The sequence below is a fragment of the Iodobacter violaceini genome (genome assembly GCF_011601265.1).
Classification (GTDB): domain Bacteria; phylum Pseudomonadota; class Gammaproteobacteria; order Burkholderiales; family Chitinibacteraceae; genus Iodobacter; species Iodobacter violaceini.
The window spans coordinates 333,017-355,068 of sequence record NZ_JAAOLX010000003.1 but is presented as its reverse complement, the minus strand read 5'-3'; the positions used below and the strand labels follow the sequence as shown (position 1 = coordinate 355,068).

Below are 22,052 nucleotides of genomic sequence, written 5' to 3'. Positions count from 1 at the left end.
TGCGTATTTAATTAAGCCTTGTGATAAACCTCGGCTCCCTTCTTGATAAATTCAATTGACTTGGTTTGCATGCCGATCTGATTTGCTTCTGATTCGGCCACGCCCTGCTGGGCTGCGAACTCGCGCACATCCTGGGTGATTTTCATCGAGCAGAAGTGCGGGCCGCACATGGAGCAGAAGTGCGCCACTTTACCGCTGTCTTTAGGCATGGTTTCGTCGTGGAAAGAGCGGGCGCGGTCTGGGTCCAGACCCAGATTAAACTGGTCTTCCCAGCGGAACTCAAAGCGTGCTTTGGATAGCGCGTTGTCGCGAATCTGCGCGCCCGGGTGGCCCTTGGCCAGATCCGCTGCGTGGGCTGCCAGCTTATAAGTAATGATGCCTTCTTTCACATCGTCTTTATTGGGCAGGCCCAGGTGCTCTTTAGGCGTCACATAGCAAAGCATGGCGGTGCCGTACCAGCCAATTTGTGCCGCGCCAATGGCTGAGGTGATGTGATCATAGCCAGGGGCGATATCGGTGGTCAGTGGCCCGAGGGTGTAGAACGGCGCTTCATGGCACCATTCCAGCTCCTTATCCATATTTTCTTTAATCAATTGCATAGGCACATGGCCCGGGCCTTCGATCATCACTTGTACATCGTGCTGCCAGGCAATCTGGGTGAGCTCACCCAGTGTTTTCAGCTCGCCCAGCTGCGCTTCATCATTGGCATCCCAGATCGAGCCAGGGCGCAGGCCATCGCCCAGGCTGAAGGCCACATCGTAGGCTTTCATGATTTCGCAGATGTCGGCAAAGTGGGTGTAAAGGAAGTTTTCTTTATGATGTGCCAGACACCATTTGGCCATAATCGAGCCGCCACGGCTGACAATGCCGGTCATGCGGCCGGCTGTCATTGGTACGTAGCGCAGCAATACGCCGGCATGGATGGTGAAGTAATCCACGCCTTGCTCGGCTTGCTCGATCAGCGTGTCTTTGAAGATTTCCCAAGTCAGGTCTTCGGCCTTGCCGTTTACTTTTTCCAGTGCCTGATAGATAGGTACGGTGCCAATTGGCACCGGGCTGTTGCGTAAAATCCACTCGCGGGTTTCGTGGATATTCTTGCCGGTGGACAGATCCATGATGGTGTCTGCACCCCAGCGAATACCCCAGGTCATTTTTTCTACTTCTTCGCTGATGCTGGAGCTGACGGCGGAGTTGCCGATATTGCCGTTGATCTTAACCAGAAAGTTCCGGCCAATAATCATGGGCTCGGATTCAGGGTGGTTGATGTTGTTCGGAATAATGGCGCGGCCACAGGCGATTTCGCTGCGTACAAATTCGGGCGTAATTTCGTCTGGCATCACTGCGCCGTAGTTCTGGCCTTGGTGCTGACGATTCATCATGGCCAGCATTTTTTCACCAGTTGGGCTGCTGTCACGCAGGCTTTGCAGATATGCGGCGCGGTTCATGTTTTCGCGGATGGCCACGTATTCCATTTCTGGCGTGATGATGCCTTTACGGGCGTAATGCATCTGGCTGACGTTGCTGCCTGGCTTGGCTTTACGCGGCTGACGTTTTAGTTCGAAGCGCAGTTCATCCAGCTTGGTATCGGCTTCACGCATGCGGCCATATTCGCTGGTGAGCTCGCTGAGCAGCTCGGTGTCATCCCGCTCTTCAATCCATGCGCTACGAATGGCTTGCAGGCCTTTACGCACATCGATTTTTGCTTCCGGGTCGGAATAAGGGCCGGAGCAGTCGTAAACAAAGATGGGTGGGTTTTTTTCTGTTGCGCCACTGATACTCATTTGCAGAGGCGTATCGGCCTGGCTGATTTCACGCATAGGAACGCGAATATCATCGCGGGAGCCGGTGACATAAATTTTGCGTGAATTGGGGAGCGGCTGGATGGCTGCGTCGTCAACGACGGCGGTGGATGCTAAAAATTGGGCTTTTGCGTTCATGCTCTACTCCACAAAGGCGCGGGTGAGCTAAACGAAGTATCTAGCTCGCTTCCCTACGCCGGTATTAACCGAATCAGGTTCAGAGGGTATCTCTCATCCGCGCGATTGGCGCAGAACCCCTAGCGATAAAAAATCAGCCTAGACGGTATCGAAAAACGGCGGAAACAGCAAATTTAAGATGATAGCGGGCTGATTTGTATCAAGGTTGTCGGGTTCTGTGGAGGCGCTGGCGGGGAGGCTGGCTTCCCTCGCCTTACTCCGACTAAAGCTGCGGGGGAATGGCGCTGTTCTTTACGCTATAAGCACACTGGGCTTGGTCTGTGGGATAATTGCCAAAATTTTCAAACGCTGGGCTTACTCCCAGCTCGCTTTGAGGTAATAAAAATGGATTGGGAAAACGCGCGTTATTTATTAGTAGAACAGCAAATCCGCCCATGGGATGTGCTGGATCAAAAGGTGCTTAACCGTGTGTTGGCGGTTAAGCGCGAAGAGTTTGTGCCCGCAGATAAAAAAGAGCTGGCTTTTGTAGACATCGAGCTGCCACTGGCCAATGGCGCACAAATGCTGGCGCCAAAAATGGAAGCCAAGCTGCTGCAGGATATTGATCCTCAGCCGAGCGATAAAGTGCTGGTGGTTGGCGCGGGTACAGGCTACCTGATGGCCTTGGCCGCGGGCCTGGTTTCACACGTTTATGGCGTAGAAATTGATGCTGCGCTGACGGAGACTGCCCGCGCTAATCTTGCGGCGGCCGGGATTAAAAACGTAACGGTGACGCAAGGCGATGCACTTGCTGCAGCCCAGGCTCAAGGCCCGTTTAATGCCATTATTGTGACCGGCTCTTTGGCTGAAGTGCCAGCCAGCCTGAAAGATCAGCTGGCTGTGGGCGGGCGTTTGATTGCGGTGGTGGGCGAGTTGCCGATTATGTCGGCTACGCTGGTAAGCTGTGTGGATAAGGGCAGTTTTGGAACCACAAAATTGTTTGAATACAATTTGCCACGCTTAAAAAATGCAGTTGAAAAAACCACGTTTGCATTTTAAAAACGCCATAACCGCAACAAGCCCAGCCTGTTTTTTGCTGCCCTGAATGAGGGCGTTAAAAAACCTTTGCTTACATACTAAAAGCGCAGAGAAAAGCATTGATTAAATGCTTTTCTCTGTGATTTAAGCCGGGCTGCGGCTCTGTGTGCTTGGGATAATGATTTTGTTATTTTGCTACCAGGGCTTCTAATGCAACAGATTAATCCGATTGAATTATCTCAATGGCTGAACGACGCAGAGCGTGAGAGCCCCATTTTGCTTGATGTGCGTGAAACGGGTGAGTATGAGATTTGCAATATTGCAAATAGCCAGCTTATTCCTATGAATACTATTCCCCACCGTTTTGCTGAATTAGATGAAGACGCAACGATTGTGGTGATTTGCCATCATGGCATGCGCAGTTATCAGGTGGCTTCCTTTCTGGAGCGCCAGGGCTTTGCGAATGTCATTAATTTAAATGGCGGAATTGCGCGCTGGGCAGAGGAAGTTGATTTAGCAATGGCAAAATATTAATACGCGTTAACTGAAACAGAATGAGAATAAAGGCGTAAAAACAATTTTATATATGTCATATGAATTGTTTTTAAGTCTCAATGGCTTCCATAGAGTACGTTGAGTTGTTATAGTCTCCCCGCTTGTTTGCCCGCACCCCTTGCCTTTCATAAGACATTACTAACCATGAAATTATCCAGAAGCTCCGCTGTTATTTCACTTTCGCTGCTTTTAGCCGGTCCTGCGTGGTCTGCTGCCTGTTTATCTGGTTCTGGTGATTGCCAAACAATGCCGGATGACCCGTCTGCATTAATGAATCAAAGTGCATTGCAAGGGCAGGGTACTACCCTGGGCTACCCTCAGCAGGGTATGCCGCAGAATCAGCAGGGGCAGCAAAACCAACAGAGCAGAAATTTCACCCCACAAATGCCAATGGCGCCGGTGAGCTGTGATGATGTGAGTGGCAAGCTCACATTGGATAAAAATAGTAAATATAAAACACCCGCACTGCCGCTGAATGATTTCCAGAAATACCTCTGCAGCAGTGCCAATTTGCCGCTGCCGATTTTTGGTCAGCAAATTTTTCAGATGCAGCAGGCTGCTTACTCGCCTTTTGAAGCCGCACCGGTGTCGGCTGATTACCTGATTGGCGTGGGGGATAATTTCTCTGTACGCCTGTGGGGGCAGCTGGATGCAGATTTGCAGCTCAAAGTAGATCGCTCTGGCGCGGTGTTTATTCCCCGTGTGGGCAATGTCAGCGTGGTAGGCATTCCTTTTGGCGCACTTAAGCAGCATTTAAGCCGTGAAGTGGGCAAGGTTTATCGAAATTTTGATCTGGCTGTTACGATGGGCCAGCTGAAAAGCGTGCAGGTTTTTGTGGTGGGTTTTGCGCAAAATCCTGGCAGCTATAGCCTGGGATCGCTTTCTACCGTGGTGAATGCCCTGTTTGCTGCGGGTGGCCCTTCTGCTAACGGGTCTTTACGTAAGATTCAGGTGAAGCGCGCTGGCAAAGTGGTGAACGAATTCGATTTATACGATTTGCTGCTGAAAGGCGATAAAAGCCATGATCTGATGTTGCAAGGCGGTGATGTGGTGTATGTGCCACCAGTGGGCGGGCAGGCGGCTATTTCTGGCAGCGTAAAAGTACCGGCTATTTATGAAGTGAAGCCGGGTGAAAACCTGCAAGATTTAATTAACTGGGCCGGGGGCGCTGGTAATTTTGCGCAAGATGGCAAGGTATCGGTCGAGCGTGTGGTTGCGCAAAAATCCCGCAAGGTAGAATCAGTTGAGCTGGCCAGGGCAACTGGGTTTGCTGTGCGCGGCGGCGATGTGGTGCAGCTCTATGGCCTCAGCCAGAAAATTGACAATATGGTTTCCCTGCGCGGCAATGTAGCGCAGTCGGTGCGTATGCCCTGGTTTGAAGGCATGAAGGTGAGTGATTTAATCACCAGCAAAGAGATGCTGATTGCACCGCGCTTCTGGGAAAACAAATATCAGGATAAAACCGCAAGCAGTAAGGATTTGCAGGAAGAGGAAGATCAGCAGTCCCTGCTCAGCCAGCAAAGCTCAGTTAATCAGCAAAAGCCACAACGTAAGGTTGATCGCACCCTCTTGGGGGCTTTACACAGCAATCAGCAGGAAATTAACTGGAATTACGCAGCGATTGAGCGCACCAATGAGCTGGACAGCACAACCACGCTTGTACCGTTTAATTTGGGCGCGGTTATTTTAAAACGGGATGCATCGCAGGATAAGCTTCTGGCTAAGGGCGATGTGATTCATGTGTTCTCTAAAACCGATATCCGCGTGTCTACCCAGCAAAAATCACGCTTTGTGCATATCGAAGGTGAGGTTGCTACCCCGGGTATTTACCAGGTGAGCGAAGGTGAAACGCTGACTACCCTGATTGATCGTATCGGTGGTTTAACCTCCAGCGCCTATCTGTATGGTGCAGAGTTCTCGCGTGATGAAGTGCGTAAAAAGCAGCAGGACGAGTTAGAACGCCTGGCAGACTATGTAGAGCGCAACGCTCAGACATCGGCTGGGCAGCAGGCGCAAAATGCTTTGAGTGGCCAGGGCGTGCAGGCTGCAAATATTCAGGCCGAGCAGCAAAAACTGCTGGCGCAGAAAATTCGTACCACCAAGGCAGATGGCCGTGTGGTGCTGGGTTTAAGCCCGGAAAGCAGTAAGGTAGCAGATATTCCTGAAGTGGCGCTGGAAGATGGTGATCGCGTCTTTATTCCTGCCCGCTCAGCTACCGTTGCGGTGATGGGCTCGGTATTCAGCCGTAATAATGCGTTTATATTCAGCAAAAACCGCAGCGTGGGCGATTACCTTGCGCTGGCGGGCGGGCCTACAGAAAGTGCAGACAGCGATAGTATTTTTGTAGTGCGTGCTGATGGATCGGTTGTCAGTGCCAAGCAGTTTGGCTGGATGTCCCGCTCATTTAACAGCGTGGCATCTTTGCCTGGCGATGTGATTGTTGTGCCTGAGAAGTTTGACCGTACTGGTTTTGTAAAGAATGCGCTGGATTGGACGCAAATTCTGGCTAACTTTGGTACTGGTTTAGCTGGGATTAAAGTATTGGGTAATTAATGAAGAGCGCATGGGGCACAGGCCCTGTGCGTTTTTAAACTTTGATTAAACAACAAGATAATTGAGCGCAATGGAAAACAAAGTAATGACACAGGAAAACGATCAGGATGATGAAATCAGCCTGGTTGATTTATTAATAGTACTGGCCAGGCACAAAAAGCTGATTTTTGGCCTGCCCCTTGTATTTGGTATTTTGGCTTTAGTGTATGGCTTAGTCGCCACGCCCATCTATGAAGCAAAAACCACTATTTTGCCGCCGCAGCAGCAGCAATCTTCTGCATCTGCCATGCTGGCACAATTAGGTGGACTGGCGGGGGGCGCAGGTGCTGCTTTGGGAATGAAAAGCCCGAATGATATCTATATCGCCATGATGCAAAGCCGCCGTCTGGAAGAAAAGCTGGTAGAGCGTTTTAAGTTGCAGCCGATATACGAAACTAAAACGGCAGGTGAAACCTTACTTGCCCTTGAGGGGAGCAGCAAGATTGTCACGGGTAAAGATGGCCTGATTTCGATTACGGTAGAAGATAAAGACCCTAAGCTGGCTGCTGCAATTGCGAATGCTTATGTGGAAGAGCTGCGCAATTTAAGTAAGGTTTTGGCGGTAACAGAAGCGGCGCAGCGCCGTCAGTTTTTTGAAGGGCAGATTGTAACGGCTAAAAAAGATCTGGCTGAAGCCGAAGTCGCTTTAAGACAGCTACAAGAAAAAACCGGCGTGCTGCAGCTGAATGAGCAGGGCAAGGTTGCGATTGAGGCCTTAGCCAGTTTGCGTGCCAAGGTATCGGCTAAGCAGGTGCAGCTAAATGCTATGCGCAATTTTGCCACTGAAAATAATCCGGAATTACAAAGAGCCAAGGCAGAACTGGATAGTTTGCAAACCCAGCTGACTGATATGAGTAAGGGCGGGGAAGAAAACGAAGATGTACTCATTGCCAGGAGCAAAGCGCCGGGAATTGGTCTCGATTACATCCGCAAAATGCGCGACGTGAAATATCAGGAAACTCTTTTTGAGCTGATGTCTAAGCAATATGAAATTGCTAAATTAGACGAAGCTAAAGATGGTGCCAATATTCAGGTATTAGACAGTGCTATTGCGCCAGAAAGAAAAGCTAAGCCTAAGCGTGCCATCTTGATTTTATTGGCCTTATTTGCAGGATTCTTCCTGGCTATTCTGGCTAGCTTTATTGTAGAAGCATTTAATAAAATGGGTACAAATCCGGAGCAAAAACAACGTCTGGATTTATTAAAGAATACATGGAAGGGCGTAGCATGATTTTAGTTACGGGTGGTGCTGGCTTTATTGGCGGTAATTTTGTACTGGATTGGTTGGCCCAGTCTGATGAGCCCGTCATTAATGTGGATAAACTAACCTACGCGGGTAATTTGGATACGCTGGCCTCACTAAAAGATGATGCCCGGCATATCTTTGTGCGTGCAGATATTGGCGATAAAGCGCTAATCAGCGAGTTGCTGGCTAAATACCAGCCACGCGCAGTGATTAACTTTGCGGCTGAATCGCATGTGGACCGCTCAATCAGCGGGCCTGGTGAATTTATCCAGACCAATGTGGTGGGCACGTTTAATTTGCTGGAAAGCGTGCGCGGCTATTGGTCTGATTTAGCAGCAGAAGCTAAAGCAGCATTTCGCTTTTTGCATGTTTCGACTGATGAAGTTTATGGTTCTTTAGCCAGCGATGATCCTGCCTTTACCGAGACCAAGACTTACGAGCCTAACAGCCCCTATTCCGCATCGAAAGCCGCATCTGATCATCTGGTTCGTGCATGGCACCATACCTATGGCCTGCCGGTATTAACCACCAATTGCTCGAATAATTATGGCCCGTACCATTTCCCGGAAAAACTGATACCGCTGGTAATTCTGAATGCCCTCGCTGGCAAAGCTCTGCCCATTTATGGCGATGGTCAGCAAATCCGTGACTGGCTGTATGTAAAAGATCATTGCAGCGCCATCCGCCGCGTATTGGAAGCCGGGGTGGTTGGTGAAACTTATAATGTGGGCGGCTGGAATGAAAAGCCAAATCTGGATGTAGTACACACTATTTGCCAGATGCTGGACGATCGTCAGCCGCGCAGCGATGGCAAGGCTTATGCTGAGCAAATCACCTATGTAACAGACCGCCCTGGCCACGATAAGCGCTATGCCATTGATGCAGGTAAGCTGGAGCGAGAGCTGGGCTGGAAGCCTGCAGAGACTTTTGAAACCGGTATTGCTAAAACGGTTGATTGGTATCTGACTCATCAGGATTGGGTGCAGAATGTCACATCCGGCGCTTATCAAAACTGGATTGAACAGCAGTATTCTTAAGTTGGAGGGGCACGTATCGGGCCCGGGCAAAAGTGCCCGGGGATGACGGTCTGATCCGCGCTTCCAAAATTCCAGCATTATGCATAGTAAGCAGCGCCAAAATATGACAAAAACTAATTCTTTACCTTTGCGTCTTCTCGTCACCGGCAAAAATGGCCAGCTGGGGTTCGAGCTGCAGCGCAGCCTTGCCGTGCTTGGCTCTGTGATTGCGGTTGATCGTGAAGACTGTGATTTAAGCGATCCTGATGCGATCCGTGAACTGGTTGCCAGAACACAGCCGCATGTGATTGTGAACCCAGCAGCGCATACTGCGGTAGATAAGGCTGAAAGCGAGGCTGAGCTGGCGCAAGCCATCAATACTATCGCTCCGCAAGTATTGGCAGAGGAAGCTGCCAAAATTGGCGCGCTACTGGTGCATTACTCTACTGATTATGTATTTGATGGCACAAAAGAGGGCTGGTATAGCGAGAGCGACACGCCGAATCCGCAGTCTGTCTATGGCAAGACGAAGCTGGCAGGGGAATTGGCAATAGCGGCAGCGAACCCACGGCATCTGATATTCAGAACCAGCTGGGTGTTTGGTGCGCATGGAGGCAATTTTTTAAAAACTATCTTGCGCCTTGCTGGCGAGCGTGAAGAGCTAAAAATCATCGCAGACCAACACGGTGCACCAACTGCGGCCAGCTTATTAGCCGATGTAACCGCACATGCGATTCGTCAGGTTTTACAGACCGAATCAGTTGCCAAATCAAAATCCTGCGATCTATATGGCACCTACCATTTGGTCGCAGGTGGAAGCACCACGTGGCATGGTTATGCGCAAAGCGTTGTTGAGCAGGCAAAATCTGCGGGCGTAGCGGTTAAAGCCGCACAAATTCTGCCTATCCCGACTAAAGCCTACCCCTTGCCCGCAGCAAGGCCTGCAAATTCGCAGCTAAGTACAGAAAAGCTACAAGCCGCATTTGGGCTTTGTCTGCCGGATTGGCAGACTGGAGTTATGCAGGTCATGGCTCTGCTGAGCAACAAATAGTACAGCCTTAGCGCCTGCAAAATGCAGGCCACTAAAGTGTGAAATAACAGATTGTTTAGCGGTGCAACCGCCAGATAAAGACAAGCGAGATCAAGATGACAGCTTCTAATCCCTCCGCATCAAGCCGCAAAGGCATTATCCTGGCAGGTGGCAGCGGTACACGCCTTTATCCTGCCACACTGGCAGTCAGTAAGCAGTTGTTGCCTATCTACGATAAGCCAATGATCTATTACCCACTCTGTACCTTGCTGCTGGCGGGGATTAAAGAGATTCTGATTATCTCCACCCCGCAGGACACCCCGCGCTTTGAGCAATTGCTTGGCGATGGCAGCCAGTGGGGCATTCAGTTGCAATATGCCGTGCAAGCTTCACCAGATGGCCTTGCTCAAGCCTTTATCATTGGTGAAGAATTTATTGGCAAAGATAATTGCGCCCTGGTGCTGGGTGACAATATCTATTACGGACACGATTTTGCCGGCTTACTGCAAGCTGCTTCAGCTAAAACCAGCGGTGCCAGCGTATTCGCCTATCGTGTTACAGATCCTGAGCGCTACGGTGTAGTAGAGTTTGATGAGCAGGGAAATGCCGTCAGCCTTGAAGAAAAACCAGTAAGACCCAAATCAAACTATGCCGTAACAGGTCTTTATTTCTACGACAACCGCGTAGTAGAAATTGCCAAAGCCATTAAACCGTCCCCTCGGGGGGAGCTGGAAATCACAGATGTGAATGCCGCTTACTTAGCCTTGGGCGAGCTGGACGTACAAACCATGGGCCGTGGCTACGCCTGGCTGGATACCGGCACCCATGAGTCATTGCTGGAAGCCAGCCAGTTTATCCAGACCATTGAATCGCGCCAGGGCTTAAAAGTATGCTGCCCTGAAGAAATCGCCTATCGCTCTGGCTGGATTGATGCCTCTCAAATAGAAAAACTGGCCCAGCCTTTAAAGAAAAACGCTTATGGCCAGTACTTATTGAACATGCTAAAAGACAAAACATTCTGATGATTTTTTTTAGCAAGCGTGCTTTACTTGCCAGCCGCTTGTACTGATCGCTTTTTTATCGATAAAGAAAATCATTCTTACATAGGAATAAAAGCCGAAAGGGGCTACGCCCACCTTTGGCTCGAAAAGTGCAATATGAAAATCATTGATACCGAAATTAGCGACGTAAAGATTATCGAGCCGAAAGTCTTCGGAGACGAGCGCGGCTTCTTTTATGAAAGCTTTAACCACGCCAAATTTGAAGCAGCAATCGGCCGCAAAGTGGAATTTGTGCAAGACAACCACTCCCGCTCCGTAAAAGGGGTATTGCGTGGTTTGCATTATCAAATTCAACACCCGCAGGGCAAACTTGTGCGCTGTACGGTGGGCGAGGTCTACGATGTGGCGGTAGATATTCGCAAATCCTCACCAACTTTTGGGCAGTGGATAGGGGCTACGCTAAGCGCTGAAAATAAACGCCAAATGTGGATTCCAGAAGGCTTTGCCCATGGTTTTGTTGTCGTTTCTGATGTGGCAGAGTTCTTGTATAAAACGACAGATTATTGGTTTCCGGAATTTGAGCGATCAATGTTATGGAATGATCCGGAGCTTAATATTGATTGGCCTTATTCAGATCAAGTGCAATTATCTGCCAAAGATAAATCAGCTAAGGTATTGGCTGAAGCAGAATATTTTAATAATCATAGTGTGGTGATGGAATGAAAGCAGTTATTTTAGCGGGTGGTTTAGGTACTCGAATTAGCGAAGAAACATCAACACGCCCCAAACCAATGGTTGAAATTGGTGGTAAGCCAATTCTATGGCATATCATGAAAATTTATTCTCATTATGGGATTAATGATTTCGTGATTTGCTGTGGCTACAAAGGCTATGTCATTAAAGAATATTTTGCGAATTATTTTTTGCATACCTCTGATGTTACTTTTGATATGAGCAACAACACCATGGAAGTGCATCATCGCTATGCAGAACCATGGAAGGTAACCTTGGTAGACACAGGTGAAAGCACCCTTACTGGTGGCCGTTTGGCGCGGGTTAAAGACTATGTGAAAGATGAAGAAGCATTTTGCTTTACCTATGGTGATGGAGTAAGCAATGTTGATATTGCCCGGCTGATTGATTTTCATAAAGAGCAGGGGGTGGATGCTACATTAACAGCAACTTATCCGCCAGGCCGCTTTGGGGCCCTGGATATTCAATCCAATAAAGTGCTTAATTTTAAAGAAAAGCCTAAAGGTGATGGTGGCATGATTAATGGCGGCTTTTTTGTGTTGTCTCCAAAAGTCATCGATTTAATTAGCGGTGATCAATGTACTTGGGAGCGCGAGCCATTAGAAATTTTGGCAGAAAAAGGTCAGCTAGCAGCATTCCCGCACGATGGTTTCTGGCAGCCTATGGATACCCTCAGAGATAAAGTTTATCTGGAAGAGCTGTGGGAATCGGGTAAGGCTCCTTGGAAAGTTTGGTAAAGGCCACGTGATGAATAAAGCATTTTGGCAGGGAAAAAAGGTTTTCCTCACTGGGCACACCGGTTTTAAAGGCAGCTGGCTATCTTTATGGCTGCAGCAGCTGGGTGCAGAGGTGACGGGCTTTGCGCTTGCGCCAACTACTTCCCCAAGCCTGTTTGAAGAGGCTAATGTTGCTGCAGGCATGAAATCAATTATTGGCGATATTCGGGATTTTGCTGCGGTGCAAGCCGCACTCAAGAAATCCGCTGCTGAAATTGTGATTCATATGGCAGCCCAGCCCCTGGTGAGATATTCCTATGCCAATCCTATTGAAACTTATGCCACCAATGTAATGGGCACAGTACATTTACTGGAGGCAATTCGCCAGACTGAGGGTATTAAAGCGGTGGTCAATGTGACCAGCGATAAATGCTATGAAAATCAGGAATGGGTATGGGGCTACCGGGAAAATGAGCCCATGGGCGGGCATGACCCATATAGCAACAGCAAAGGCTGCTCTGAGTTAGTTACTCGCGCCTATCGTGATTCCTATTTTGGCTCACAGCAAGGGGTGGCATTAGCATCTGGCCGCGCAGGTAATGTGATTGGTGGTGGGGATTGGGCGGGGGATAGGTTAATCCCTGATATGATTCGCGCCATTGAAAACAACACCGAGGTTGTGATCCGCAGCCCGCATTCAATTCGTCCGTGGCAGCATGTTTTAGAGCCTTTGAGCGGTTATTTAACTTTGGCCGAGCAGCTCTATACCCAAGGCCAGGCAGTTGCAGGCGGTTGGAATTTTGGCCCTCACGATCATGATGCCAAGCCGGTAGGCTGGATTATCGAGCAGCTAACTGGCATCTGGGGGGATGGTGCGGCTTATCGCATTGATACCTCTGCGGCAACCTTGCATGAAGCACATTATTTAAAGCTGGACTGCTCTAAGGCGCATATGCAGTTGAATTGGCAGCCCAGATGGTCTTTAAGCCACACCTTGCAAAAAATCTGCGAGTGGCACAAGACGCAATTGCAAGGAGCTGATATGCAGCAGATGACCTTGCAACAAATTAAAGAATATGAAAACAGTTTATTTTCTGTTTAATAAAAACTAACACCATTAAGTATTGGAATAAATCGTGGAAAAATCTCAAGAAATTCGTTTGCAAATTGCTAAGTTGGTAGAAGAATTTGCTGCTATTACACTAGCCCCGCGTGAATTTACCGCAGGTACTTCGGTTGTTCCACCATCGGGCAAAGTATTGGATGCGGCTGAGCTTAAAAATATGGTCGAAGCATCTCTGGATGGCTGGCTGACTACAGGTCGTTTTAACGATGCTTTTGAACAGCGCCTTAGCGAATATCTGGGGGTTAAATATGTATTAACCACTAACTCCGGATCATCTGCTAATTTGCTGGCTTTTTCGGCGCTTACTTCGCACAAATTAGGCGCGCGTGCTATTCAGCCCGGTGATGAAGTAATCGGCGTAGCCGCAGGCTTTCCGACTTCAGTGAACCCAATTTTACAATTTGGGGCTGTGCCCGTATTTGTAGATGTGGATATCCCAACCTACAATATTGACCCGGCTAAAATTGAAGCGGCAATTAGCCCAAAAACTAAAGCCATTATGTTAGCCCATACTTTGGGTAACCCATACAATTTGGAAGTGATTCGTGAGATTTGTACCCGCCATAAACTGTGGTTAATTGAAGATTGTTGTGATGCGCTTGGCACCACTTACAATGGTCAATTAGTAGGCACTTTTGGTGATATTAGCACACTGAGCTTTTACCCTGCCCACCATATCACCATGGGTGAAGGCGGCGCGGTATTTACCAATAATTATGAATTAAAACAAATTATTGAATCATTCCGTGATTGGGGACGTGATTGCTATTGCGGGCCAGGTAAAGACAATACCTGTAATAAACGTTTTTGCCAGAAACTGGGCAATTTGCCAGAAGGCTACGATCATAAATACACCTATTCACATCTGGGCTACAACTTAAAAATCAGCGATATGCAAGCCGCGTGTGCCCTCGCACAAATGGATAAATTAGAAGGCTTTATTGCTGCACGCCAGGCTAATTTTGAATACCTGAAAGAAAAATTAGCAACATGTGCAGAGTTTCTTATTCTGCCAGAAGCTACAGCAAACAGCACGCCATCATGGTTTGGTTTCCCAATTACTATTCGTGAAGAGGCCGGCATCAATCGTGTCGATTTACTGAATTACCTGGACCAAAACAAAATTGGCACACGCTTATTATTTGCCGGTAATTTAACCCGCCAGCCATATATGATTGGCCGAAATTTCCGTATTAGTGGCGAATTAACCAATACCGATCGTGTCATGCACAATACTTTCTGGATCGGTGTTTACCCCGGCCTAACTACAGAAATGCTTGATTTTGTAGTTGAGAAAATTGAGACATTTGTTGGTGTGAATTTCTAAGTCCACTATGAAAATTTTATTGACAGGTGCCACTGGCTATCTTGGCAGCAAACTGGTTCATGCATTCCTGCAAGATGGCCATCAGGTGGCCGTCTTGAAAAGACCTGCATCACGCCTGGATCGCTTACAGGATATTGCTGATCAAATCACTATGTTTGATATTGAGCCGGATAATATGTCTGCCCCCTTTCTGGAAATGGAAGGGGCAGATGTTGTTATTCATGTGGCAACTTGTTATGGAAGAAACGGTGAAAGTGATACTGATATCTTTCAGGCCAATACCCTGTTTCCACTGCAACTATTGCAGGCTGCGGCAGATTTTAAAGTCAGAGCATTTATTAATACAGACAGCGCACTAAATGCAGATGTTAATGCTTATGCATTATCTAAGAGCCAGTTTTCTGCTTGGGGTAAGAAATTTGCTAATAGCGGCCTAATTGATTTTTATAATATTCGCCTAGAGCATTTTTATGGCCCAGCAGACGATGACAGCAAATTTGTATCCTGGTTATTTAAGCAATGTAATCAAAATACACCGGAGATCGAGCTGACTTCTGGTTTGCAGCAGCGTAATTTTATTTATATCGATGATGTGGTTTCAGCCTATCAGCAGTTAGTTAATAAGTGCATGGATCTTGATTCTGGCTGGTACGAAGCAGCTCTTGGCAGTGGTGAAATGATCCGCATCAGGGATCTGGTAGAAATGATTCATGCCATTACCGGGTCATCTTCTCGCTTAATGTTTGGTAAAAAAGCGGATCGTGTAAATGAGGTACAGCCTGCCTGCCCTGAACTGGCATTTTTTAACCAGCTGGGCTGGAATTGCACAACGAATTTAATCACAGGATTAAAAAAGATCAAGGAAAGTACCAAATGAAGTTATTGATTACAGGTGGATGTGGTTTTCTGGGTAGCAATTTAGCTTCTGATGCGCTTGCCCGTGGTGATGAGCTGGTTATCTTTGATAATCTTTACCGCAATGGCTCTCGTGATAATTTGCTTTGGCTGCAGGGGCAGGGTGATTTTGTCTTTGAACATGGAGATATACGTAATTACAACGATATTAGTCGCATTATTCAAAATTTTAAACCCGATGTGATTTTTCATTTGGCAGGGCAAGTGGCAATGACCACTTCGATTGCTAATTCACGGATGGATTTTGAGATTAATGTTCTTGGTTCATATAACTTACTCGAAGCAGTCAGAAGTTTCTCGGCAGATGCTATTGTCGTTTATTCTTCAACTAATAAAGTTTATGGTGATTTAGAGCAGTTTACTTATAAAGAATCTGAGACTCGATTTGAATGTATTGAAAAACCAAATGGTTTTGATGAAAAAACGCCACTTGAATTCCATTCTCCATATGGATGCTCAAAAGGTGCCGCTGACCAATATATGCTTGATTACGCACGGATTTTTGGTCTGAAAACGGTCGTATTCCGCCATTCATCAATGTATGGTGGCAGGCAGTTTGCTACTTATGATCAGGGCTGGATTGGTTGGTTTTGTCAAAAAGCTGTTGAAACAAGTAAGGGAATTGCTAAAGAGCCATTTACTATTTCAGGTTCAGGTAAACAAGTTCGCGATGTTTTACATGCTGATGATATGAAGCGTCTTTATATGGCAGCCGTAACCCATATTGATAAGGCAAAAGGACAGGCATTTAATATTGGGGGAGGGATTGCAAATAGTCTTTCTTTATTAGAGTTATTTTCAATACTTGAAAAAGAATGTGCAGTGGAATTGAAGTATAAACAACTACCTGTAAGAGAAAGTGATCAGCGGGTATTTGTGGCTGAAATAAAAAAAGCAGAACAATTACTTCAGTGGCGGCCAATGGTTTCTGCTCAAGAAGGTGTTAAACGGATGGTTCAGTGGGTACGTGAAGCATAATGGTAAACGATGTATCCCAAGAACGAACAAGGAATTACTTTGTTCAAATTAAGGGGACGGTTATATTTAAGGGGGTAGCGATGTTGTCGTCGTTTTTTGCTATTCCTTTAATGATACGTTATTTGGGGCAAGTACAATTTGGCGTTTGGTCAACATTACTTACTGTCATGTCATGGATTGTTTTCTTTGATCTAGGGGTTGGGAACGGATTAAGAAATAAAGTCACTGAGGCATTAGCAAAAAGCGATCGAGTACTTGCTGCAGGCTATATATCCTCTGGATATACACTTATTGGTATAATTGCTTTTTTTATCTATTTGCTTATCTTTTTTGCATCATTTTTTATTTCTTGGCAGTCAGTATTTAATGTAACGTCTGTTTCGGAGCATATCTTACGAGCCACAATACAAATTGCAGCCTTATTTGTTGTCTTTAACTTTTGGCTGGGTTTGATAGCCGCGTTACTTAGCGCAGTGCAAAGAACATCGCTGGTTTCTTTTGGCCAGTTGATTTCAAGTTTATTGGCACTTTTATTTATTGGTATTCTTTTGTATAAAGCTGAAGGCAATATCAGTTATCTCGCATTATCTTATGGATTATCACTTGTTTCTGCAAACTTAATTTTGAGTGTTATCTTTTTTAAAGATAATGCTGATTTCCGCCCCTCTTTTTTGTTGAAGCGCGAACATGTTCATCCTTTACTTTCAATTGGGATGAAGTTTTTTTTAATTCAGCTTGCAGTTCTTGTTATCTTTACTACAGATAAAATGCTGATTACTCAATTATTCGGCCCTCAATATGTTACTCAGTATGAAGTAGTCTTCAAGCTTTTTAGTATTATTACATTTTTTCATACTTTAATTTCAGCTCCGCTATGGTCTGCATATACCGACGCTTATCATCGCGGTGACATGAAATGGGTGAAAAATATGTTGAAAAAACAAGTCTATGTATATCTTGCGATTGTCGCTGCAGTGATTGTTGCTGTTATATTGGCTCAGTCTATAATTAAAGTGTGGATCGGCGGTGAATTTGTTGTTTCGTTGCCATTGGTCATTACAATGGGGGGCTTTATTCTGATATCAACCTGGAATAATATATTTGCTATGTTTTTAAATGGCATTGAGGCTATCCAGGTTCAACTTTATACTGCAGTTCTTGCTATGTTCTTAAATATACCAATTGCTTTAATTCTCGTGAAGTATTTTGGATTCGGCTTAAGTGGAGTTGTGATCGGTACTTGTATTAGTTTATCAATCGCAAGCGTAGTTCTTCCTATTCAGGTGTTGGGAATTCTTCGTGGGAAAATGAAAAAGGTTAATGGATGAATTCTCTGAGAAAAAAGGATAAAGTTAGTATACTAATTCCAGTTTTTAACCGGGAGACTTATATAGCAGAGTGTATTCAGTCTGCACTATTTCAAACTTACACAGATTTTGAAGTGGTTATTGTTGATAATGCAAGTACAGATCAGACATGGGCAATATGTCAAAAGTTTGCCGAAAGGGATCATCGGGTAAGAATATTTCGTAATGAAGAAAATGTCGGCCCTGTACGAAACTGGATACGCTGTGTCGAAGAGGCAACAGGCGAATATAGTAAAATATTATTTAGTGATGATTGTTTGGCGCCAGAATGCATTAGTGAAATGCTCCCTGCGTTAGAAAACAGGGACGTTGCTTTTGTTTACTGTTCTGCACTTGTTGGGGAAAGTAAGGAGTCAGCATGTGTTGAGTATAATAGTGGAAAATCAACTCTACTTTCTTTTTCTCAATATTTAAATTTATTATTGCAATTTAAAGCCCCCGTCAGCCCTGGAGCAATATTAATACGCGCGGTTGATTTAATAAATAACTTGCATACGAATTTTCCTACGGCTACACCTCGACCATTCGATCGGCATGGGGCAGGGCCTGATGTCATGATTTCGCTGCTAACGGCAGAAAAATATAAGGCTGTTGCGTACATAGGAAAGCCTTTGGTTTATTTCAGGGCTCATTCAGGCTCTTTTTCAATTGGACATTTAAAGCTGCAGGTAATGGAGGGGTATTTATCTGCAATCAGTTTTTTCTTAAAGAAAAAATGCAGCCAAAACGTCTGGAGCAAATACTTAACATATAGTTGGTTGTTACGGATTAGACAAAGGAAAAAGTGGTTAAACCCCGTGGCATTTTTAAAAGAATACGAAGGGAATGGATCTATTTTAGAGTTGGTATTAATGGCGTATCAGTCTATTTGTATTATTTCAAGTAAATTCATTTTTAAACGTTTTAATTTATTGAAATGAATGTTGGAGTTGGTTATATATGGTTAAGAAAGCTCTCATTACAGGTATTACTGGCCAAGACGGTTCCTACCTCGCTGAATTTTTATTAGAAAAAGGCTATGAAGTCCATGGCATTAAGCGCCGTGCATCGTCTTTTAATACTCAACGTGTTGATCATATTTATCAAGATCCACATATTGAGAATAGCAATTTCAAACTACATTATGGCGATTTAACAGATTCATCTAATTTAACCCGCATTTTAAAAGAAGTGCAGCCGGATGAGGTTTACAACCTAGCCGCTCAATCCCACGTGGCCGTAAGTTTTGAGGCTCCCGAATATACTGCTGACGTTGTTGCAATGGGAACTTTGCGTCTACTGGAAGCGATTCGTTTTCTGGGTATGGAAAAGAAAACGCGTTTTTATCAAGCATCTACATCTGAGTTGTTTGGTTTAGTGCAAGAAATTCCACAGAAAGAAACAACGCCATTTCACCCCCGTAGCCCTTATGCTGTAGCAAAAATGTATGCATATTGGATTGTGGTGAATTATCGCGAAGCTTATGGCATGTATGCTTGTAACGGCATCTTGTTTAATCATGAAAGCCCGCGTCGTGGTGAAACTTTTGTTACACGTAAAATTACTCGTGGCTTAGCGAATATTGCTCAAGGGCTTGAGAAGTGCTTGTTTATGGGCAATATCGATTCTTTACGTGATTGGGGCCATGCCCGTGACTACGTTAAAATGCAATGGATGATGTTGCAAAATGATGTGGCTGATGATTTTGTAATTGCAACTGGTGTGCAATACAGTGTTCGAGAGTTTATTACTCTTGCAGCTGCTGAGCTTGGCCTAACTTTAGCATTTGAAGGTAAAGGTGCAGAGGAAAAAGCCGTAGTTGTTAAAATTGAAGGCGATAAGGCTCCGGCATTAAAAGTGGGTGATATTATTATGCAAGTCGACCCACGCTATTTCCGCCCAGCAGAAGTTGAAACATTATTGGGCGATCCAAACAAAGCTAAAGAGAAATTAGGCTGGGTGCCAGAAACCACATTGCAAGAAATGGTTCAAGAAATGGTTGAGTATGATTTGGTACAAGCCCGTCAGCATGCATTACTAAAAACACATGGTTACTCGGTTGCTGTTTCAACTGAACAATAAAAATAAAACCGGGCACAGTGTGCCCGGTTTTTTTCTCTATTAAATTGAATAAATAAAATGTCCTATATTCTGCTTGAACATAAAATCTATATTGCGGGTCACCGAGGAATGGTTGGTTCTGCAATTCTTCGTGAACTAAATAAGCAGGGGCTGACAAATATTGTAACCCGTACTCATGCTGAATTAGATCTAACTAATCAGGCTGCAGTGAATGCATTCTTTGCAGAAGAAAAGCCAGATTTTGTATTTTTGGCCGCTGCAAAAGTCGGCGGTATTCATGCAAACAATGTCTATCGCGGTGATTTTATTTATCAAAATTTAATGATACAAAATAACGTAATCCATGCTGCTTATCAGCATGGCGTTAATCGGCTGATGTTTTTAGGCTCTAGCTGTATTTATCCTAAAGATTGTCCGCAGCCAATTAAAGAGGAGTATTTATTAACAGGCCCTTTAGAGCAGACTAATCAGCCTTACGCCTTAGCTAAAATTGCCGGTATTGAAATGTGTTGGAGCTATAACCGCCAGTATGGCACTCAATATATTGCTGTGATGCCAACCAATCTTTATGGCCCGGGGGACAATTACCACCCTGAAAATAGCCATGTCATTCCAGCGCTTATTCGTAAAGCCCATGATGCAAAGATAAGTGGTGTTAAAGAGATGGTTGTTTGGGGAAGTGGTACTCCTCAGCGTGAATTTCTTTATTGCGAGGATATGGCTGAGGCTTGTGTTCATTTATTAAACTTACCTGATGCTGAATATAGAAAGCAATTAAATGATCAACATCCGCCGCTGGTAAATATTGGCACGGGTGAGGATATGACGATTAGAGAATTAGCTATAATTATATGTGACGTTGTTGGGTTTAAAGGTGAGTTAGTTTTTGATGCGAGTAAGCCAGATGGTACGATGAAGAAACTTCTGGACGTGTCAAAATTAAGTAATATGGGATGGCGTTCAACCACTGATTTTAGACGTGGGTTGTTAAACGCATATAATTCAGCATTTTAGTGTTTTTATACCCATTCATGTAAATAAGGTTAATTGTTAGATGGTCAATAATAAAGAGCAGCCTTTGGTTTCGGTAATTACCGTTGTTTATAATGACGAAGCCAATATTGAAAAAACAATGAAGTGTATTAAAAACCAGACGTATAAAAATATTGAATATATTGTTATTGATGGTGGATCTAAAGATAGGACGGTCGAGTTAATAAGAAAAAATGAAGCATTAGTTAGTTATTGGGTTTCTGAGCCGGACAATGGAATTGGAGATGCTTGGAATAAGGGGGTTGCCAAAGCTTCAGGAGACTACATTTGCATTTTAAATTGTGGCGATCTCTATGAGAGTGCATTTATTGAAAAGAACGTAAGTAATTTACGTCGTGACCAGCTCGATATTTTATATGGAAAAACATACTTAACAGCAAATAATAAAGTATCTTATATTGTTGATGATGTTTTTAATGAAAGTGACATAGTAAATGGTTTTCATTTTATGCATACTAGCTGTTTTACAACGAAAGCAGTATATGATTTAGTCGGCTGCTTTGATCAAAATATATCAATTGCCGTTGATACAGATTGGTTATTGAGAGCGTTAAAATTAAAAGTAAACTTTATGAAGGTTAATACAGAAAATTACATGGAGTTAGGTGGAGTAAGTGACAGAAAGTGGAAGGAGGCAAGTTTGCAATATTTATCTTGCTTAGTCCGGCATGGCTTTATTAAAGAATCTGAATTGACACTTAATAAGTTACTTATTACGGTTAAGAATATATATCGTGTATCTGGTTTGGTAAGTCTGAAAAGAAAAATTAAAAATTTGATTTAATTGAACGGGCTGACGTATGAGAAGTTATATAAAATTGAATTTCATATATATAATTATATGGGTTGTAAATGTTTTATTAAAATATATTCCAACGTTTATCCTAAGGCGATGGTTGTTGATTTTCTTTGGAGCACAAGTAACTACTTCAGCGAGCATACATCGAAATGTTAGAGTATTCTCTAGAGGTAGGTTACATATTGGATCAGGAAGTGTTGTTAATAATGGATGTTATTTAGATAATCGGTCTGGAATACATATTGGTGATAACGTCTCTATTGCCCATGACGTAAAAATATACACAATGGGGCATGATATTAATTCAAGCTCTTTTGCTGCTATAGGTGCACCTGTGAGAATTAATAATTATGCGGTTATATTTTCTAACGTATTAATTATGCCTGGTGTAACTATTGGTGAGGGGGCTGTTATTTATGCTGGAGCTGTTGTTAGTAGGGATATTCCTCGCTTAGGTGTTGCGGCAGGTAATCCAGCCAGAGTTATTAAGTACAGATCCGAAGATTGTTTGGTTTACAAATTAAAATATGATTTTTGGCAAGCGCCATAATAAATTAACAATT

At 44.8% G+C, this 22,052-nt stretch carries 20 protein-coding genes and 1 riboswitch; of the genes, 19 read left to right on the top strand and 1 reads right to left on the bottom strand.

Translation table 11 applies throughout. The features are described from left to right. Nucleotides 1-11 precede the first annotated feature (11 nt). Complete coding sequence (gene thiC, locus HA050_RS07680; RefSeq protein ID WP_166824189.1) at nt 12-1,937, bottom strand: phosphomethylpyrimidine synthase ThiC; 1,926 nt, start codon at nt 1,935-1,937, stop codon at nt 12-14. A gap of 33 nt (nt 1,938-1,970) precedes the next feature. Continuing rightward, nucleotides 1,971-2,068: riboswitch (TPP riboswitch) on the bottom strand. 253 nt (nt 2,069-2,321) lie between these two features. Here thiC and HA050_RS07675 point away from each other — a divergent pair. The 19 genes from HA050_RS07675 (at nt 2,322) to HA050_RS07585 (ending at nt 22,039) form a co-directional block, all read left to right on the top strand. Then, entirely contained in the window at nt 2,322-2,975 is a 654-nt protein-coding gene (locus HA050_RS07675; protein ID WP_166824186.1) for a protein-L-isoaspartate O-methyltransferase family protein, read from the top strand. A gap of 189 nt (nt 2,976-3,164) precedes the next feature. Next, entirely contained in the window at nt 3,165-3,488 is a 324-nt protein-coding gene (locus HA050_RS07670) for a rhodanese-like domain-containing protein (RefSeq protein WP_166824183.1), read from the top strand. A 165-nt stretch (nt 3,489-3,653) separates the two neighbouring features. Beyond that, on the top strand, nt 3,654-6,062 hold the full coding sequence (locus HA050_RS07665; RefSeq protein WP_166824181.1) for an SLBB domain-containing protein: 2,409 nt from the start codon (nt 3,654-3,656) through the stop codon (nt 6,060-6,062). A gap of 85 nt (nt 6,063-6,147) precedes the next feature. Then, nucleotides 6,148-7,332, top strand: coding sequence for a GumC family protein (locus HA050_RS07660; protein WP_166824178.1), 1,185 nt, complete (start codon nt 6,148-6,150; stop codon nt 7,330-7,332). Further along, the gene (rfbB, locus tag HA050_RS07655; RefSeq protein WP_166824176.1) at nt 7,329-8,384 is read left to right on the top strand and encodes a dTDP-glucose 4,6-dehydratase; all 1,056 of its coding nucleotides are present in this window, start codon (nt 7,329-7,331) and stop codon (nt 8,382-8,384) included. The genes HA050_RS07660 and rfbB overlap by 4 nt, the downstream gene beginning before the upstream one ends. Before the next feature lie 103 nt (nt 8,385-8,487). Beyond that, entirely contained in the window at nt 8,488-9,414 is a 927-nt protein-coding gene (rfbD, locus tag HA050_RS07650; protein ID WP_166824173.1) for a dTDP-4-dehydrorhamnose reductase, read from the top strand. A gap of 95 nt (nt 9,415-9,509) precedes the next feature. After that, nucleotides 9,510-10,415, top strand: coding sequence for a glucose-1-phosphate thymidylyltransferase RfbA (rfbA, locus tag HA050_RS07645; RefSeq protein ID WP_166824170.1), 906 nt, complete (start codon nt 9,510-9,512; stop codon nt 10,413-10,415). A 135-nt stretch (nt 10,416-10,550) separates the two neighbouring features. Further along, a complete protein-coding gene (gene rfbC / locus HA050_RS07640) occupies nt 10,551-11,117 on the top strand; it encodes a dTDP-4-dehydrorhamnose 3,5-epimerase (protein ID WP_166824167.1) in 567 nt (188 codons plus the stop codon). Next, nucleotides 11,114-11,884, top strand: coding sequence for a glucose-1-phosphate cytidylyltransferase (gene rfbF / locus HA050_RS07635; RefSeq protein ID WP_166824164.1), 771 nt, complete (start codon nt 11,114-11,116; stop codon nt 11,882-11,884). The genes rfbC and rfbF overlap by 4 nt, the downstream gene beginning before the upstream one ends. A 10-nt stretch (nt 11,885-11,894) precedes the next feature. Continuing rightward, nucleotides 11,895-12,965, top strand: a complete 1,071-nt coding sequence (gene rfbG, locus HA050_RS07630; RefSeq protein ID WP_166824161.1) for a CDP-glucose 4,6-dehydratase — start codon at nt 11,895-11,897, stop codon at nt 12,963-12,965. A 34-nt stretch (nt 12,966-12,999) separates the two neighbouring features. Next, nucleotides 13,000-14,316, top strand: a complete 1,317-nt coding sequence (rfbH, locus tag HA050_RS07625; protein ID WP_166824158.1) for a lipopolysaccharide biosynthesis protein RfbH — start codon at nt 13,000-13,002, stop codon at nt 14,314-14,316. 7 nt (nt 14,317-14,323) lie between these two features. Next, nucleotides 14,324-15,193, top strand: a complete 870-nt coding sequence (locus HA050_RS07620; RefSeq protein WP_166824156.1) for an NAD-dependent epimerase/dehydratase family protein — start codon at nt 14,324-14,326, stop codon at nt 15,191-15,193. Beyond that, complete coding sequence (locus tag HA050_RS07615) at nt 15,190-16,209, top strand: GDP-mannose 4,6-dehydratase (protein ID WP_166824154.1); 1,020 nt, start codon at nt 15,190-15,192, stop codon at nt 16,207-16,209. Before HA050_RS07620 ends, HA050_RS07615 begins: the two co-directional genes overlap by 4 nt. After that, nucleotides 16,209-17,537, top strand: a complete 1,329-nt coding sequence (locus tag HA050_RS07610) for a lipopolysaccharide biosynthesis protein (protein WP_166824151.1) — start codon at nt 16,209-16,211, stop codon at nt 17,535-17,537. Before HA050_RS07615 ends, HA050_RS07610 begins: the two co-directional genes overlap by 1 nt. Then, nucleotides 17,534-18,496, top strand: coding sequence for a glycosyltransferase family 2 protein (locus HA050_RS07605; RefSeq protein ID WP_166824148.1), 963 nt, complete (start codon nt 17,534-17,536; stop codon nt 18,494-18,496). Before HA050_RS07610 ends, HA050_RS07605 begins: the two co-directional genes overlap by 4 nt. Before the next feature lie 19 nt (nt 18,497-18,515). Then, a complete protein-coding gene (gene gmd / locus HA050_RS07600; RefSeq protein WP_166824145.1) occupies nt 18,516-19,637 on the top strand; it encodes a GDP-mannose 4,6-dehydratase in 1,122 nt (373 codons plus the stop codon). Nucleotides 19,638-19,694: 57 nt separating this feature from the next. Continuing rightward, the gene (locus HA050_RS07595) at nt 19,695-20,651 is read left to right on the top strand and encodes a GDP-L-fucose synthase family protein (protein ID WP_277344375.1); all 957 of its coding nucleotides are present in this window, start codon (nt 19,695-19,697) and stop codon (nt 20,649-20,651) included. A gap of 40 nt (nt 20,652-20,691) precedes the next feature. Then, the gene (locus HA050_RS07590) at nt 20,692-21,474 is read left to right on the top strand and encodes a glycosyltransferase family 2 protein (protein ID WP_166824142.1); all 783 of its coding nucleotides are present in this window, start codon (nt 20,692-20,694) and stop codon (nt 21,472-21,474) included. Between the two features lie 16 nt (nt 21,475-21,490). Beyond that, nucleotides 21,491-22,039 (top strand): acyltransferase, encoded by a 549-nt coding sequence (locus HA050_RS07585; RefSeq protein WP_166824139.1) that lies wholly within the window; start codon nt 21,491-21,493, stop codon nt 22,037-22,039. Nucleotides 22,040-22,052 lie beyond the last annotated feature (13 nt).